Annotated in this window: 11 protein-coding genes; 5 read left to right on the top strand and 6 right to left on the bottom strand. The window is 73.0% G+C overall.

Going from position 1 to position 15,776, the window contains the following annotated elements; translation table 11 throughout:
- Positions 1–91: 91 nt before the first annotated feature.
- Together J2Z30_RS16180 and ligD are read right to left on the bottom strand one after the other, a co-directional pair.
- Positions 92–1,045, bottom strand: coding sequence for an ATP-dependent DNA ligase (locus tag J2Z30_RS16180; RefSeq protein WP_044571366.1), 954 nt, complete (start codon positions 1,043–1,045; stop codon positions 92–94).
- Positions 1,042–2,028 carry a non-homologous end-joining DNA ligase gene (ligD, locus tag J2Z30_RS16175; RefSeq protein ID WP_044571369.1) on the bottom strand — a complete coding sequence of 329 codons (987 nt, stop codon included), beginning with the start codon at positions 2,026–2,028 and terminating at the stop codon, positions 1,042–1,044. The genes J2Z30_RS16180 and ligD overlap by 4 nt, the downstream gene beginning before the upstream one ends.
- A 30-nt stretch (positions 2,029–2,058) precedes the next feature.
- On the opposite strand from ligD, the gene ku reads away from it, so the two are divergent.
- Complete coding sequence (ku, locus tag J2Z30_RS16170; protein WP_044571373.1) at positions 2,059–3,150, top strand: non-homologous end joining protein Ku; 1,092 nt, start codon at positions 2,059–2,061, stop codon at positions 3,148–3,150.
- Between the two features lie 289 nt (positions 3,151–3,439).
- On the opposite strand, the gene J2Z30_RS16165 is transcribed toward ku, so the two are convergent.
- The gene (locus J2Z30_RS16165; RefSeq protein ID WP_044571375.1) at positions 3,440–4,267 is read right to left on the bottom strand and encodes an NAD(P)H-binding protein; all 828 of its coding nucleotides are present in this window, start codon (positions 4,265–4,267) and stop codon (positions 3,440–3,442) included.
- 138 nt (positions 4,268–4,405) lie between these two features.
- On the opposite strand from J2Z30_RS16165, the gene J2Z30_RS16160 reads away from it, so the two are divergent.
- Positions 4,406–5,014, top strand: coding sequence for a TetR/AcrR family transcriptional regulator (locus tag J2Z30_RS16160; RefSeq protein WP_044571377.1), 609 nt, complete (start codon positions 4,406–4,408; stop codon positions 5,012–5,014).
- Between the two features lie 20 nt (positions 5,015–5,034).
- Here the strand turns inward: J2Z30_RS16160 and J2Z30_RS16155 are convergent, their stop codons facing one another.
- Positions 5,035–6,501 (bottom strand): glycoside hydrolase, encoded by a 1,467-nt coding sequence (locus J2Z30_RS16155; protein WP_044571380.1) that lies wholly within the window; start codon positions 6,499–6,501, stop codon positions 5,035–5,037.
- Positions 6,502–6,802: 301 nt separating this feature from the next.
- On the opposite strand from J2Z30_RS16155, the gene J2Z30_RS16150 reads away from it, so the two are divergent.
- Complete coding sequence (locus J2Z30_RS16150) at positions 6,803–8,812, top strand: elongation factor G (protein WP_044571383.1); 2,010 nt, start codon at positions 6,803–6,805, stop codon at positions 8,810–8,812.
- Here J2Z30_RS16150 and J2Z30_RS16145 read toward each other — a convergent pair.
- Positions 8,809–10,323: an IPT/TIG domain-containing protein gene (locus J2Z30_RS16145; protein WP_078956721.1), complete on the bottom strand. Its 1,515-nt coding sequence runs from the start codon at positions 10,321–10,323 to the stop codon at positions 8,809–8,811. The two genes, J2Z30_RS16150 and J2Z30_RS16145, sit on opposite strands and share 4 nt — an antisense overlap.
- 85 nt (positions 10,324–10,408) lie before the next feature.
- Positions 10,409–11,161: an IPT/TIG domain-containing protein gene (locus tag J2Z30_RS16140; protein ID WP_044571386.1), complete on the bottom strand. Its 753-nt coding sequence runs from the start codon at positions 11,159–11,161 to the stop codon at positions 10,409–10,411.
- A gap of 447 nt (positions 11,162–11,608) precedes the next feature.
- On the opposite strand from J2Z30_RS16140, the gene J2Z30_RS16135 reads away from it, so the two are divergent.
- Positions 11,609–13,312 carry a S1 family peptidase gene (locus J2Z30_RS16135; RefSeq protein ID WP_044571390.1) on the top strand — a complete coding sequence of 568 codons (1,704 nt, stop codon included), beginning with the start codon at positions 11,609–11,611 and terminating at the stop codon, positions 13,310–13,312.
- Complete coding sequence (locus tag J2Z30_RS16130; protein ID WP_044571392.1) at positions 13,309–15,774, top strand: serine/threonine-protein kinase; 2,466 nt, start codon at positions 13,309–13,311, stop codon at positions 15,772–15,774. The genes J2Z30_RS16135 and J2Z30_RS16130 overlap by 4 nt, the downstream gene beginning before the upstream one ends.
- The last annotated feature ends 2 nt before the right edge of the window (positions 15,775–15,776 follow it).

Below are 15,776 nucleotides of genomic sequence, written 5' to 3'. Positions count from 1 at the left end.
ATCGTCCGCGTCGGCCGGTCGCCGGTGCCGGGCGGGGCGGGGCGACCGCGGTCGGGCCATGGGCGCGACACCGGGGGCCACGACGCCCGGGTCAGTCGGGAATGCGGAGGCGCATGACCCTCGTCGCCGCGTGGCGGACCGTGCCCTCCTGACGGACCTCGACGGTCAGGTCCGGGGCGATGGGGCGGTAGGCGATCTCGGCGCCGACCCGGTCCAGGGCGGTGGGGAGTTCGGCGGGCGGGGGCTGGGGATCGGGCAGATCGCGCAGCGCCGTGCTGAGCTGGGCGCGGACGGCCATGGAGAGCGGGGCGGAGATCAAGGGCGCGTCGTCGCCGGGGAGCACCAGCGCGAGGGCGCGCGGGCGGAGGCGGGGGCCGACGACTCCGACGACCACGGCGTCACGGGTCTCCGAATGGCGCACCTTCCGCCAGTGGCGGCCCGGCCGGTAGGGCTGGTCCAGCTCCTTGATGACCAGGCCCTCGATACCGATCTCCAGCAGCGACTCGTACCAGGTGGCGGCGAGCTCCGGATCGGTCGTCATCGGCACGGCCTGGAGCGGTGGGCCGAGCGGTTCGAGGAGCGCCATCAGCCGGGCGCGGCGCTGTTCGTACGGAAGCGGCCGCAGATCCTCCGCGCCGATCGCGAGCAGGTCGAAGGCGGCGTAGGAGGCGGGCAGTTCCCGGGCGAGCCTCCCCGCCCGGGACTCGGACGCGGCGAAGGCGCGCTTCTGGACCGCGGCGAAGTCCGTACGGCCGCCCGCCCACACCACCACCTCGCCGTCGAGGACAGTGCCGGGCGGCAGCGGCCGTGCGGCGGCCGCCAGGTCGGGGAAGGCGCGGGTGATGATGCGGCCGGAGCGGGCCTGCATCCTTACGGTGTCCCCCAGCCGGAAGATCAGCAGCCGATGGCCGTCGAACTTGGGCTCGTACGCCAGCCGCCGACCGGGCGGGGCGGTGGGCAGGATCGGGACGACACGGGCCAGCGCCACGTCCACGGGCGGCTGAAGAGGCGGCTGAAGGGGCGGCTCATGGGAGGACGACGTCATCGGTCGGCCGCGCCTTCGTCGTCGCCCTGGCCGTTGTCCTCGTCCTCCTCGACGGCCTCGACGGCCTCGCCGGCCTCCTCGACGTCGGCCTCGCCCGTCGGCAGCGGGCGCCCCTCCGCCGGGTCCAGCAGCGGGGCGAGCAGATCCCCGTGGCGGTCGAGCCGCCCGGGGATGTCGTCGATCAGGAAGGTCAGCGCCGCCGGGTCACCGCACGCCTCGACCTCCTCCCAGGTGACGGGCGCGGAGACGGCCGGTTCGGGGACGGCGCGGGGGGTGTACGGGGCGGCGGTGGTCTTCGCGGCGGCGTTCTGGCTGAAGTCCACGTACACCTTCCCCGGCCGCAGCGAGCGGGTCATCTTGCGGATGACCAGGTCCGGCATGGCGTTCGCGGCCTCCAGGGCCAGCCGTCTGGCGTAGGCGGTGGTCTGCCGGGAGGGGGTCGGCTCCACCGGCACCAGCAGATGCAGCCCCTTGGAGCCACTGGTCTTCGCGTACGCCGTAAGGCCGTCGGCGGCCAGCCGTTCGCGCAGCCATACGGCGACGACGCGGCAGTCCACGATCGTGGCGGGCGGCCCGGGGTCGAGGTCGAAGACGAGCCGGTCGGCGATGCCCACACCCTGGTCGATCCGCCACATCGGGGTGTGGAGCTCCACCACGAGGTTGGCCGACCACATCAGCGAGGGCAGATCCTGGATCACCACCTGCCGCGCGATCTCCCCCTTATGGCGGGTGACCTCGGCCGTCGTCACCCAGGGAGGCGTGCCCGGAGGCGGGTTCTTGGTGAAGAACTTCTGGCCGTCGGGGCCGTCCGGGTAGCGCAGGAACGCCAGCGGCCGCCCGCGCAGATGGCCGAGGAGCGCGTCCGCGGCCGACGCCAGATAGTGCAGCAGCTCGCCCTTGGTGGTGCCAGTGGCCGGATGGATGACCTTGTCGAGGTTCCTGAGCGTGATCCGCCGCCCCTCCACCTCCGCGATCGGGGACATACGATAAGAATCTCACGAAAGGGATCAAGCATGCGATCTATCTGGAATGGGAACATTTCCTTCGGCCTGGTGAGCATTCCGATCAAGATCTATCCGGCCACCGAGGACCACTCGATCTCGTTCCGGCAGATCCACACCCGCGACAACGGCCGCATCCGCTACCGCAAGGTCTGCGAGCTCGAGGACAAGCCGGTCGAGTCGAGCGAGATCGGGCGGGCGTACGAGGACGCGGACGGCGCGCTGGTCCCGATCACCGAGGAGGACCTCGCGGCGCTTCCGCTGCCCACCACCCACACCCTGGAGATCGAGGCGTTCATCTCCGCCTCCGAGATCGATCCGCTCCAGATGGGCGACGCCTACTACCTGGGCACCAGCGGCGCCGCCGGGGCCAAGCCGTACACCCTGCTGCGCGAGGCGCTCAAGCGCAGCGAGAAGGTCGCCATCGCCAAGTACGCCCACCGCGGCCGCGAGCGGCTGGGGATGCTGCGCGTCGTGGGCGACACCATCGCGCTGCACCGGCTGCTCTGGCCGGATGAGGTGCGCGAGCCCGCGGGGGTGGCCCCCAAGGAGAAGGTGACCGTGAAGCCGGCCGAACTCGACCTCGCGGACACCTTGATGGAGACGCTCGGAGAGGTGGATCTGAACGATCTGCGCGACGAGTACCACGAGGCGCTGGAGGAGCTGGTGGCGGCGAAGGTGTCCGGCGCGACGCCCACCGCCGAGCCCGGCGAGCGGCCGGCGGGCGCGCAGGTGGTCGACCTGATGGCGGCGCTGAAGGAGAGCGTCCGCAGCGCCAAGGAGGCCCGGGGCGAGGGGGCCGGGGAGGCCGCGGAGGCCCCGGAGGGCGAAGCCGGGGAGGAGGCGGAGGCGACGGTCCACGAGCTGCGCGGCCGTAAGAAGGCACCGGCGAAGAAGGCGCCCGCGGCCGAGAAGAAGACGGCGGCGAAGCGGGGCGGGACGAAGACGGCGAAGGCCGCCAAGGCCGCGGAGGAGGAGCCCGCGGGGAAGGCCGCCGGGAGGAAGCAGACGGGCACGAAGAAGGCCGCGGCCAAGAAGACCGCGGCCAAGAAGACCACCGCGAAGAAGCAGCCGGGCAAGCGGGGTACGCGGACCGCCTCCTGAGGCGGCCCTGGCACCCGGCGGGCGCGCACCGCCCGCGCCCGGCGCGGAACCTTCCCCGCGCCGTCCAGGCGTTCGACTCCCAGGACCCGCCCCTGGGGTAGCGCCTGCGGCGGGCCTTCCCCTACCCGCCCCTTCCCACAACCGGGGCTCCGCCCCGGACCCCGCTCCTCAAGCGCCGGAGGGGCTGAAATCAGCCCGTCCGGGGTCCAGGGGGCGGAGCCCCATGGTTCGGGAAGGGGCGGGTAGGGGACAGCTCGCCGCAGGCGCGACCGCGGTCACCCAACGCGCCTCAGCTGAAGGCGGCCACGTGGTCCTCCACCCACTGGGCGAACGTACGCCCGGGGCGGCCCGTGATGCGCTCCACCTCCGGCGAGATCGCCTGCGGCCGGTCCACCAACTCCGCGAAGACCCGCAACAGCGAGTCCGCCATCTCCGGCGTGACGAACCCGCCGGACATCCGCTCCCGCGCCGCCTCGTGCGTGATCTCCTCGTACCGCAGCGGCCGCCCGATGGCCTCACCGATGACGCGCACCTGGTCGGCGAAGCTCAGCGACTCGGGTCCGGTCAGCTCGGGGGCCTTGCCGACCAGGTCGTCGGCGAGCAGGGCACGGGCGGAGACCGCGCCCATGTCGGCCTCGTGGATGAGCGCCATCTGCGCCCCGGCGTACGGCCCGTACACCACGTCCCCCGCCTTGATCTGGTCCACCCACTGCAGCGCGTTCGCGGCGAAGCCGCCCGGACGGACGAACGTCCACTCCAGCCCCGTGGCCTCGACCTCGTCCTCCAGGGCGCGATGGCGGGCGCCGATCGGGTTCGTCTGGGGGTCGAGGTCCGACAGGACGGAGGACGAGGAGAGCATCACGATCCGCCGCACCCCGCTCGCCTTGGCCCGCTCCAGGATCTTCTCGGACCCGACCTGCCAGACCACCGCGGGGTTGAGGAACAGCGCCGTGGCGCCGTCCAGGGGCAGCTCGTCGGTGCGGGCCGCCCGCACGCCCTCCGGCAGCCGGGCCGCCTCGGGGTCGCGGGTGAGCGCGAGCACCTCGGCGCCCGCGTCGGCCAGGTGCTTCACCACATGGCTGCCGACGTTTCCGGTGGCTCCGGTCACCACGAACATGATCAATCTCCTTGCCTGTCCTGCGCTCCCGTACGTATCCGCAGCCAGGCTCATCCAAACGGATGAAGTTGTCAAACAATTAGATGAGAGCATGGCGGGAACCCCCGGCTACCCTGTCCGGGCCGAGCAAGAGGAGAGATGAGGACGATGCAGGGGACGCCGAAGAGGCCCCGCCGCGCCCCCACGCCGGAGGAGCGCAAGCAGTGCCCGGAGCGCTCCCGGCGGCTGCTGCTGGAGGCGGCCATGGACGAGTTCTCCGAGAAGGGGTTCGCGGGCGCGCGCGTCCAGGACATCGCCGACCGTGCGGGCCTCAACAAGCAGCTGATCACCTATTACTTCGGCGGCAAGGAGGGCCTCTACCGGGAGCTGGGCCGCGAATGGCTCCGGCGCGAGGCGACCTTCAACGACCCCGCGGTCCCCTTCGAGGAGCTGGTCGCCCGCTACCTCCGGGAGGCGTTCGACGACCCCCGCGGCATCAGGCTGGCCATCTGGCAGGCGCTGACCGGCGAGGTGGGGGACGAGCCGCGCGAGGACCTGTCCGACATGCGGCGCCGGCAGGCGGCGGGCGAACTGGCGGACGACCTCGATCCGGCCGCCGTGCTGCTGATGTGCTACGCCATGGTCTCCGCACCGGCCACCATGCCGCACGCCGTCCGCCAGATCTTCGGCATCGAGCCGGACTCGCCGGAGTTCCGGGAGCGGTGGGAGGAGCAGCTGCGCCGCGTCGTCCGCCACCTCGCCGCGTAACCGCACGCCCTACCGTCGGCTCATTCGGTCACCCCGTCGATCTGGAACGTCTGCACCGACTTCTCGGCGAACGGAACGCTCAGCCGCTTGCCGTCGAGCGCCGTGTCCTGGCGCGCGGTGTACAGATCGCCGGTGCCCGAGGTCTGGGTGGACCAGCGCGGTACCAGCCCGCCGGTGCCCCCGGTGACCTGGCCGAAGCGGGACAGATCGAAGGTCAGCGTCTGCGCGGCGCCGGGGTTGACGGCGACGAGCACGAGCCGCCGCGCCCCCGGGTCATACGCGGCGACCGCGTGGTCCGAGCCGGTCTCCAGGATCCGCATCCCGGGGCGGATGTGGCGGGTGAACTGCGCGAGTACGTAGTACTTGGTCTGCACGGCGCCGGGCTGGGCGGTGTCCGGGTCGTAGTGGATCAGCGCCCAGCCGGCGCTGGGGTCCATGACCTGCCAGTAGGACCACGCGGTGGGGTGCAGCCAGCGGAAGTCAAGGCAGAGGTTGGTGGCGAGGGTGAGGCCGGTGCCGTCCTTGTCGCCGGTCTCGGAGTTCCACAGCTTCTTGCCCGCCGCGCGCACGTCCAGGTACAGCAGATCGCGGCGGCCGCCCGAGCCCTGGTAGCCGTGGACGTTGACCTGGTCGACCAGCGCGCGGGTGGCGGAGTCGAAGGAGCTCCAGGTCGTGCGGGCCAGGTCGTAGCTGGTCTCGTCCGACGCCGAGATCCGGGTGCCGGTCAGGCCGCGCGCGTCGAACTCGGTGCGGAGGTGGCCGAGGACGGTCCGCTGGACCGCCGCGTCGATGTGACAGCCCTCCTGGGTGCCGTCCGCCTTCCACCACGCCGACGACGGCTCGTTGAACGCCTCGACGGTGGCGAAGCGGACGCCCCAGTGGTCCTGGGCGTAGCGGGCGGTGGTGGCGAGATGGAGCGCGAACTGGCGGTGGTTCCAGGACTGGAGGTTGTTGCCGCCGTCCGCCGCGCCGGACGGGTTGTGGTTGAGACACATCCACCACATGGGCGAGTTGGCGAACAGCTCGCTGACGGCGCCCCGTTGGACGGCCTTGGCCAGTGCCGCCCGCTGGACCGCGTCGGCGTTCCAGTGCCAGGCCGCGGAGGCCGGATCCTCGCTGTTCCAGTCGTGCCAGTAGCCCTCGATCTGCTTGAACCGGGGGATGTTGGGAGAGGCCACCATGGACTCGCCGCCCACGCTGGTCCAGGCGCAGCCGCCGAGGTTGTAGCGGGCGATGTTCAGCCCGAGACCGGGCAGCGAGCGGCCGCCGTAGCCCACCGATTTGGTGGTGAAAAAGAGATCGGCGAAATCGTCCCGCTGCCCGAAGAGATTGGCCCACCACGCGAGCGAGGTGCCCCAGCCCTCCCACGCCCCGTGGTCGGTGCCGGGGTCGACGCCGATGGTCTCGTCGGCCCAGGCGGTACCGGTCGTGAGGGCGGTTCCGAGCACGGTGGTGCCCGCCGCCGCCAGAAGCGTTCTGCGCCGCATCGTCAGTCCCCTCCGCCGCACCGGCCCCCGTCGCTTACGAAGAGTCGGGGCAGCGGCGGGCGTTGTCGAGAGGCGTGACAGCGCTTTCTACGGGCCGATCGCGCTTCCCACGGGGCGGGCCGAGGGTTGTTACGCGGTGACGGGCCGCCCGAAATTCGGTTGCCTCCGCCCGCTCCCGTGTCCAGGATGTCCGCGACCTCACGTCGACGAGACATCTACGAGCAGGAGCAACCGATGCGCCGATTCCTCGGAACGACTCAGCGCCCCCACCGGACGACCGTTTTCGAGGACCTCAGCATCCATGCCCAGCTCTCCACGGGTCTCACCGACCCTCAACATCGGTGTGCTCGCCCATGTCGACGCCGGTAAGACCAGCCTGACCGAGCGGCTGCTCTACGACGCCGGGGTGATCGACCGGCTCGGCAGCGTCGACGCCGGGGACACCCAGACCGACACCGGCGAGATCGAGCGGCAGCGCGGTATCACCGTGCGGACCGCGGTCGCGTCCCTCACCTCCGGGGACACCCAGATCAACCTGATCGACACCCCCGGCCACTCCGACTTCATCGCCGAGGTCGAGCGCGCCCTCGGGGTACTCGACGGCGCGGTGCTCGTGCTGTCCGCCGTCGAGGGCGTCCAGGCGCAGACCCGGGTGCTGATGAAGACCCTGCGGCGGCTGCGGCTCCCGGTGCTGCTCTTCATCAACAAGGTCGACCGTGCGGGCGCCCGCGACGAGGGGCTGCTCGCCGACATCCGGCGCGCCCTGGCCCCGCATCTCGTCCCGCTGACGTCGGTACGGGACCTGGGCACGCGGAACGCCCGCGTCCGGCCGCGCTCCCTGGACGATCCGGCGGTGCGCGCGGAGGCGGCCGAGGTGCTGGCCGAGACCGATGACGCGATGCTCGCGCGGGTCGTGGACGGTCCGCTCCCCTCGGCCGAGGAGGTGGGGGCGGCGCTCGCGGCCCGTACCGCGGAGGGGCTGACGCATCCGGTCTTCTTCGGCTCGGCGCTCAGCGGCGAGGGCGTCGGGGCGCTGGTCGAGGGGGTGGCCCGGCTGGTGCCGCCCGCGCCGGGCGGCGCGGAGTCGCGCGGCACGGTCTTCGCCGTCGAGCGCGGCGGAGGCGGCACAGGCGGAGCGGGAGGCGGCGGAGGCGGCGGCACAGGCGGCAGGGGCGGGGGCCGTGGCGCCCGTGGCGCCCGTACGGCCTATCTGCGGCTGTTCTCCGGCGAGTTGACGCTGCGGCAGCGGGTAACCCTGCACCGCCGCGAGCCCGGCGGCGCCCTGACCGAGCACACCGGACAGATCACCGCGCTGGAGGTCATCGGAGACGCGGGGGCCGCGCGCGGGCCGCTGACCGCCGGGAACATCGCGAGGATCAAGGGCCTGCCCGGGGTCCGGGTCGGCGACCGGCTCGGGCCCCTCCACGACACCCCGTCGGACCGGCGGCACTTCGCCGCGCCCAGCCTCCAGACCCTCGTCCGCGCCCGCGAGCAGGGGGCCGCCGCCGCGTCCCGGCTGCACACCGCGCTGCTGGACCTGGCCGACCAGGATCCGCTGATCCACGCGCGGGCGATGCCGGGCGGGGCCACCTCGGTGCTGCTGTACGGGGAGGTGCAGAAGGAGATCATCGCGGCCACGCTGGTCCAGGACTACGGCATCGAGGCGGACTTCGAACCGAGCCGTCCGGTGCTGGTCGAGCGCCCCGCGGGGGTCGGCGAGGCCGCCCGCGAGATCGCCCGGGTCGGCCACACCGGGCCCTGGGCGACCGTCGGTCTGCGCGTTGAGCCCACCGAGCGCGGCGCCGGGGTGGTCTTCGGCTACGAGACCGAACTGGGCGCGCTGCCCCGGGCGTTCCACAACGCGATCGAGGAGACCGTGTACGAGACGCTCTTCCACGGCCCCCGGGGGCGCTCGGTGACGGACTGCCGGGTCGTCCTCGTCCGCTCCGGGTTCATCGGTCCGCTGAGCACCACGGCCGACTTCCGCGAGATCACCCCGGTGGTGCTCGGGGAGGCCGTGGAGCGGGCGGGGTGGCGGATCTACGAGCCGTACCACGCCTTCGAGCTGGAACTTCCGGCCGAGACGCTCGCCGCGGTCACCGCCCACCTCACCGCCGCCGAGGCGGACATCGGCGAGAGCGCGGACGGCGCCACGGGGTGGCTGCTGCGTGGCGAGATCCCGGCCCGGCGGGTGCACGGTTTCGAACGGGTCCTGCCCCGGCTGACGCACGGCGAGGGGGTGTGGTGGTCCCGGCCGTGCGCCGACCGGCCGCTGCGCGCCGGGGCGGCGGCCCCCGGCCTCGGCTCCTAGATCCCGGGCGGCCCCACCCGGGTGTAGACGACGCTGTTGCTACTGCCGCCGGGGGTGGTGACCTGTACGTTCACCGCCCCGGCGGGTCCGGACGGGGCGATGGCGGTGACCCAGGTGTCGGAGACGACGGTGAACGAGGCGGGCGTGGAGCCGAAGAGCACCGAGCTGGTGGTGGTGAGACCGCTGCCGAAGAGCGTGACCGTGGTCCCGGCGTCGAGCGGCCCCTGGGTCGGCGACAGGCCGGTGAGGACGGGGGTGGGCACATACGTGTACGGGACGCCGTCGCTGGTGCCGCCCGGCGTCACCGCCGTGATCTGCACGGTGCCGCTGCCCGGCGGCGCCACGGCCGTGATCTGCGTGGCCGACACCACCGTGAAGGAGGTCGCGTTGACGGCCCCGAACCTGACCGCCGTCGCACCGAGGAGGTTGGTGCCGGTCAAAGTGACCGTCGTACCGCCGGAGGTGGGCCCCTGGGCGGGTGAGGCGCCGGTGAGGGTGGGGACGCCGACGTAGAAGTACGTGACCCCGTTGCTGATGCCGCCCGGCCCGGTCACGGTGATCTGCACCGGCCCGGCGGCCCCCGGCGGGGCGACCGCCGTGATCTGCGTCGCCGACATCACCATGAACGACAAGGCGGGCGTCGAGCCGAAAGTGACCGCCGTGACGCCCGTAAGGCCGCTACCGGTGAGTGTCACCGTATTCCCGCCACCGACCGGCCCCTGGCCCGGCGAGACGGACGTCAACACCGGCGCCGCCACCGCCACATAGGTGTACGACAGCCCATTACTCGTCCCACCCGGCCCAGTCACCGTGACCTGCACCATGCCGCTACCCGACGGCGCCACCGCCGTGATCTGCGTGGCCGACACCACCATGAACGACGAAGCGGGCGTCGAACCGAAACGCACCGCCGTCGCCCCCGTGAAGCCGCTGCCCATCAGCGTGACGGTATTGCCGCCACCCGTCGGCCCCTGGCCCGGCGAGACGGACGTCAACACCGGCGCCGCCACCGCCACATAGGTGTACGACACCCCATTGCTCGTCCCACCCGGCGTCGTCACGGTGACCTGCACCGTGCCGCTGCCCGGCGGCGCCACCGCCGTGATCTGCGTCGCGGACACCACCGTGAACGACGAGGCGTTGACGGCCCCGAACCTGACCGCCGTCGCACCGAGCAGATTGTTGCCGGTCAGGGTGACGGTCGTACCGCCGGAGGCGGGACCCGTGGCGGGCGAGAGGCCGGTGAGGGCGGGGGCGGCGGCATAGCCGAACACCACCCCGTTGCTCGTCCCGGCCGGTGTCGTCACCGTGATCTGCACGGTGCCGCTGCCGGGCGGTGCCACCGCCGTGATCTGGTTCGCCGACACCACGGTGTACGACAGGGCGAAGTTCGGGCCGAAGCGGACCGCCGTGGCCTGGGTGAAGTTGCTCCCGGTCAGGGTGACCGGGGTCCCGCCGCCGGGCGAACCGGCGGCGGGGCTCACGGAACTGATCACAGGAGGGGACGCCATGGCCGTCGAGGGACCGGTGCCTGTACCTGTGGCTTGAGGGGTACTCAAGGTGGATCTCCTTCTGGCGGGTCGTCCCACGGGGTGATCAGATGCCCGGACCGGCCACGTACTGGAACTGGGTCGGGGCGGTGGCGCTGCCGGCCACGGTGGTGACCGTGATGTCGGCGGGGCCGGGCTGCCCGTCCGCGGTGGGCGGCGAGACCGCGGACACGCTGGTGTCGCTGATGACGATGAAGGACGCCGCGATGCCACCGAAGGTCACCGACTGAGTGGTGGACAGGTTGGTGCCGGTGATGGTCACCGCCGTGCCGCCGGAGGGCGGGCCCGAGGTGGGCGTGAAGCCGGTGACCGTCGGGGTGGCCACATAGGTGTAGGAGAAGCCGTTGTTGCTGCCGCCCGCCGTGGTGACGGTCACCCCTACCGGACCGGCCGCGGCGCCGGCTGGTACGGCCACGGTGATCTGGCTGTCGGAGACGACGGTCGGTGTCGCGGAGTTGGCGCCGAAGGCCACGGCGCTGGCGGTCGACAGCCCGGTGCCGGTGATGGTGACCGTATTCCCACCGGCGAGCGGCCCGGAGGTCACGCTCAGCGACGACTTGAAGGGCGGGCCGATGTAGAAGAAGTTCAGCGGATTGCTGGTGCCGCCGGGCGTGGTCACGGTCACCGGCACCACCCCGTTGCCGGACGGCGAGGTGACCGTCACGGAGGTGGCGGTGTTGGCGGTGATGGTGGCCAGTTTGCTGCCGAAGCGCACGGCCGTGGCACCACCGAGGTTGGTACCGGTGATGGTCACGGTCGTACCGCCTGCGGTGGACCCTTGGTTGGGCGAGATGGGCATGGCGCGTTTCCTCCTGAGTGAGGGCGGGGCGTGGACGGGACCGGGCGGGCTGGACCCGCTCGCGCTCACGGGAGTCCGGTGCGCGACCGCGGGCTTTGGGGCACCCGCCCGGTCCTCCTCGCGGCACGCCTGGCGCCCGGCTCCGGCGAGGACGCGGCGCCCCCAGCGCCGAAAGAATCGACGGGAGGTTCCACCGCACACTTTCAGTAATCCATCCGACGTAGCCCGCCACAAGAAGAGGTGACGCCACGTCACCCGAATGGCCGGGCGTGCGCGACCGGCGGCGCCGCACACCGTACGCGCCGGGCCTGCCATCCCGCCCCGTACGGCCCCGGCACGCCCCTCTCCGGCCCCGCGCCCCGCCCCTCACCAGTTCCCGTGACCCATCCGACGGACGGGTCACTTCCGTACGTCCCGGGCGTATGCTCTTGCCACATGGGGGCGGAAATGGGCATTACCGCCGATGCGACCTCCAACGGGGGCACATGGCGGGTGAGGATCCGTAGTTCGGCCGGTGACGTCCTGGGCGCCGGAATCCTCCTGGGCAGCGAGACGGTGCTGACGTGCGCCCATGTGATCCCCGACGACGGGCTCCCGGTGCCCGCCACCGAGGTGCTGGTCGAGCTGGTCGAGGTGGATGAGGCGCAGCCCGTCCCCGCGCGCGTCGCCGACGGCTGCTGGGTGCCCCAGCGCTCCGACGGCTGCGGCGATGTGGCGCTGCTGCGGCTGGGCCGGCCGCAGCCCGCCGAGCACGCCGCGCCGCTCTACCGGCTGCCGCCGGTGCTCGGCCGGCCGGTGTGGATGGGCGGCTTCCCCAAGGGGCTCGACAACGGCCACTATCTGCGCGCGAAGACCGCCGGGCGGGTCGGCCCCCGGGCGGAATGGGTGGGTCTCGACCCCAAGTCGCCCAGGGATGTGGTCCGTAAGGGCTTCAGCGGCGCCGGGGTGGAGGACGAGGCGACGCGGCATGTCATAGGCATGGTCGTCAGCCGGTACGACGACCCCGTCGGCGTGCCCTCCGCCGAGCGCCTCAGCGTCTCCTACATGATCCCGGTCGAGACGATCGTGCGCCATCTGCCGGTGGTCCACCGCTGGGTGCGCGGGGACCCCGGGGTGGACCGGCCGCTGGTCTCCCCGCTGACCACCGGCGTGCAGGACATCGGCTTCGCCCAGCGGCTCGCCGTATGGCTGCGCCGGGAGCCCCTGACCGGGCGCGCGGGCATCACGGACGTGGAGACCGTGGTCATCGAGGACGACGACCACGCGCGGTACGAGGCGCTCAGCCGCGCCATCACGCTCGCCGACCGCGAGCTGTCGGGCGGCGGCCCCGACGAGGCGGTCTCGGCCGCGCCGCACGGCACCGTACCGCCGCTGGGCAGTGTGGACCTGGCCATCGACGTCACCAAGCGCACCGACACCGAGGTCGCGCTGCGGGTCGCGGACCGGATGGATCTGCGCTCGCCCGGCGACACCTCCCCGCTCAGCCGGGTCCGTGCCAACGCCGTGCCGCTCACCATCGTGGCCGTCGGCGTGGACCGCGCCCGCGACCCCGAGGCGCTGGTCGGCTTCATGAAGCTGCTCGCCGACCGGGGCAGCCGGCTGCTGCTGGTCTTCCGCGACCCCCACTCGAGCGGACTGCGGCTGGCCGAGCGGCTGTTCCGTCCCGAGGCGGCCCGGATCGACGCCTGGCTGGACGAGCTCGCCGGGCGGGTGGCGCTCGCCACCGACCGCGAGCACGAGACGGCCGAGCGCGGGGCGCGCCGCTCGTCCTTATCGGACGCCGAGGACGCCACGGCCCTGCGGATCAATCTGACCCGGCTGCGCTCCGACCCCGAGCTGCGCTCCCACCGCATCGTCGCCAAACTGGCCGCGTTCGAGCTCTCGGTGCGGGCGGTCGCCGAGCGGGCCGAGGAGACGCTGCGGGTGATCGACGCCCAGCAGCCGGCGGTCCAGGAGCTGAAGTGGCAGCTGGTGTCGTACACGGCGATGCTCGGGACCAAGGCCGAATCCGAGCGGGCCGAGCTGATTCCGCTGCACCGCGCCGCGGTGCGGCTGCTGGCCGAGGTGCCCTGCGATCTGCCGGAGGCCCGCCGCGCCGTCGACCGGTTCGTGGCCGCCGTGCACACACCGCCGGAGGGGGAGGCGCCATGACGGACCCGACGGATGGGACGGTCTGCGACCGCCCGGACTGCCGCGGCGAGGGCCTGGGCCGGATCAACGCCCGGGGGTTCTGCTCGGAGTGCGGCCGCAGGCCCCTGCCCGCCGCCCTTTCTCCCGCTCCCCCGCCCGCTGGGCCCGCCGCCCCTTCTCCCGCTTCCCCGCCCGCCGGGCCCGCCGCCCCTCTGGTGTCCGAGTCGACGGCGACCACGGCCCGTGCCCGCCGCCGCGATGTGGCGCGGAAGTTCACGGTGCGACCGGCCGGCGAGGGCCTGCTGGACCTGCCCCGCGTCGAACTCCCCTCGCTGCGCGACCTGGTGATGGACGATCCGCATCCCCCGTCGCGCGGCCAGACCTGCGGCTGGGAGGGGTGCGACGCGATCGTGGGCGCGCCCTACGCCGGACAGCCCGCGCTCTCCCGGGGCTACTGCCCGCGCTGCCGCCACGCGTTCGACTTCACCCCGCGGCTGAGCCCCGGCGATCTGCTGGGCGATCAGTACCGGGTGATCGGCTGCGTCGGGTACGGCGGGCTCGGCTGGGTCTATCTCGCCGAGGACACCCAGCTGGACGACCAGCCCGTGGCCATCAAGGGCCTGATCAACAACGAGGACGAGGCGGCCCTGCGGGTGGCGGTCGAGGAGCGCCGCTATCTGACCATGCTCGATCACCCCGGCATCGTCCGGATCATCAACTACGTCACCCAGCCCGACCCCCGCGACGACGGCGCGCTGACGGGCTACATCGTGATGGAGTTCGTCGGCGGGATGACCCTCGCCCAGATCAAGGACCACATCGCGGACGCGGTGAGGCCGTACGACGGGCCGCGGCTGTACGAGCACATCCTGGCCTACGGCTGTCTGGTGCTGCGCGCGCTGGGCTATCTGCACGGCGAGAAGCTGCTGTACTGCGATCTCAAGCCGAGCAATGTGATGCACTACGAGGACCGGGTCAAGGTGATCGACCTCGGCGCGGTGCGGCGGCTGGGCCAGCGGGACGGCGGGCCGCCGGTGATCACCGAGGCGTTCGCCGCCCCCGAGGTGCTGGCCCGGGGCGCCTCCGCCCTCACCGAGCGCCATGACCTCTTCGGGGTCGGCAGGACGCTCGAGGAGCTCTCGGACAAGGCCGCCCGGCAGACCCAGCGGCCGCCGGGCCTGGGCGCCGAGTCCTACCGCCGGGTGCTGGCCCGCGCCATCGCCGCCGACCCGGAGCGGCGGTTCGGGTCGGCCGCGGAGATGTCCGAGCAGCTGTGGGGCGTGCTGCGGGAGATCCACTCGCTGCGGCTGAGCCGGGAGCAGCCGGAGCCGTCCACGCTCTTCGCCCCGACCTCGGCGCTGCTGGACTCCTCGCTGGGCCGGATCCCGGACCTGGAGCGCTGGCTGGACGGGGAGCCGCGCCCGCTGCTGGCGTCCGGGCTGCCCCGGCCGGAGCGGGTGCCGCTCGGGCTGCCGGTGCCGTTCCCGGACGCGGCGGATCCCGGCGCGGCACTGCTGGGCGTCCCGACCGACAGCGGGCCCCGGCGGCTGATCGAGCAGCTGCACGCCTTCCCCCGGCCCTCCGCCGAGATCCGGCTGCGCGTCTGCCGCGCCTATCTGGAGCTGGGCGAACGGGAGGCGGCGGCCGATGAGTTGGCGATCGCCGTCGAACTGATCGGCTCCGCCGCCCCGTACGACTGGCGGCTGTCCTGGCACCGCGCCCTGCTGCGGCTCGCGGACGGCGCGGTGGCCGATGCCCGGCGCGAGTTCGACGAGGTCTACAGCGCCCTGCCCGGGGAGTACGCCCCCAAGCTGGCGCTCGGCTACTGCGCCGAGCACCTGGGCGACCACGAGGCCGCCAAGCGGTTCTACGAGGCGGTGTGGCAGCGCAACCGCTCGCAGGGCAGCGCCGCCTTCGGGCTGGCCCGGCTCCGGCTCGCGGCGGGCGACCGGGGTGGCGCGGTGGAGATCCTGGGCGGGGTGCCGAAGGTCTCCCGCCACTACGACGCCGCGCGGATCGCCATAGTGCGGGTGCTCTCGGGGCGGCTGGGCCGACCCGAAGGCGGCGCTGCCCTGCCGACGGCCGAGGATCTGGCGGAGGTGCGCACGAGGCTGCCGCGGCTGTATCTGGACGAGGGGCGCGAGTCCGGCCCGGCCCGGGACCGGCTGACGGCGGAGTCGCTGGAGGTGACGCTGGACTGGGCGGAGCGGCGGTCCGGCGCCGGGGAGCACAGGGGTGCGCCCGCTGGGCCCGCCCGTTCAAGGCGCCGGGTACGCAAGGGGCGCGCCGATCTGGCGGCTGAAGCGCCCCGGAGGGGAACCGAACCCCGGTCACTGGTGTATGGGGAGTGGGAGGACGAAAGCGCGCTGCGCGGGGAATTGGAGCTGACGCTGCGCCGGGTGGCCCGGCAGGCGGACAGCCCCGATGCGCTCGGGGCGCTGATCGACCGCGCGAACGCCATCCGGCCCGTGACCCGCGTCTGACA

The organism is Streptomyces iranensis (assembly GCF_017874715.1).
Classification (GTDB): domain Bacteria; phylum Actinomycetota; class Actinomycetes; order Streptomycetales; family Streptomycetaceae; genus Streptomyces; species Streptomyces iranensis.
The sequence above is the reverse complement of the archived record's forward strand: the minus strand, read 5'-3'. Positions and strand labels throughout refer to the sequence as shown.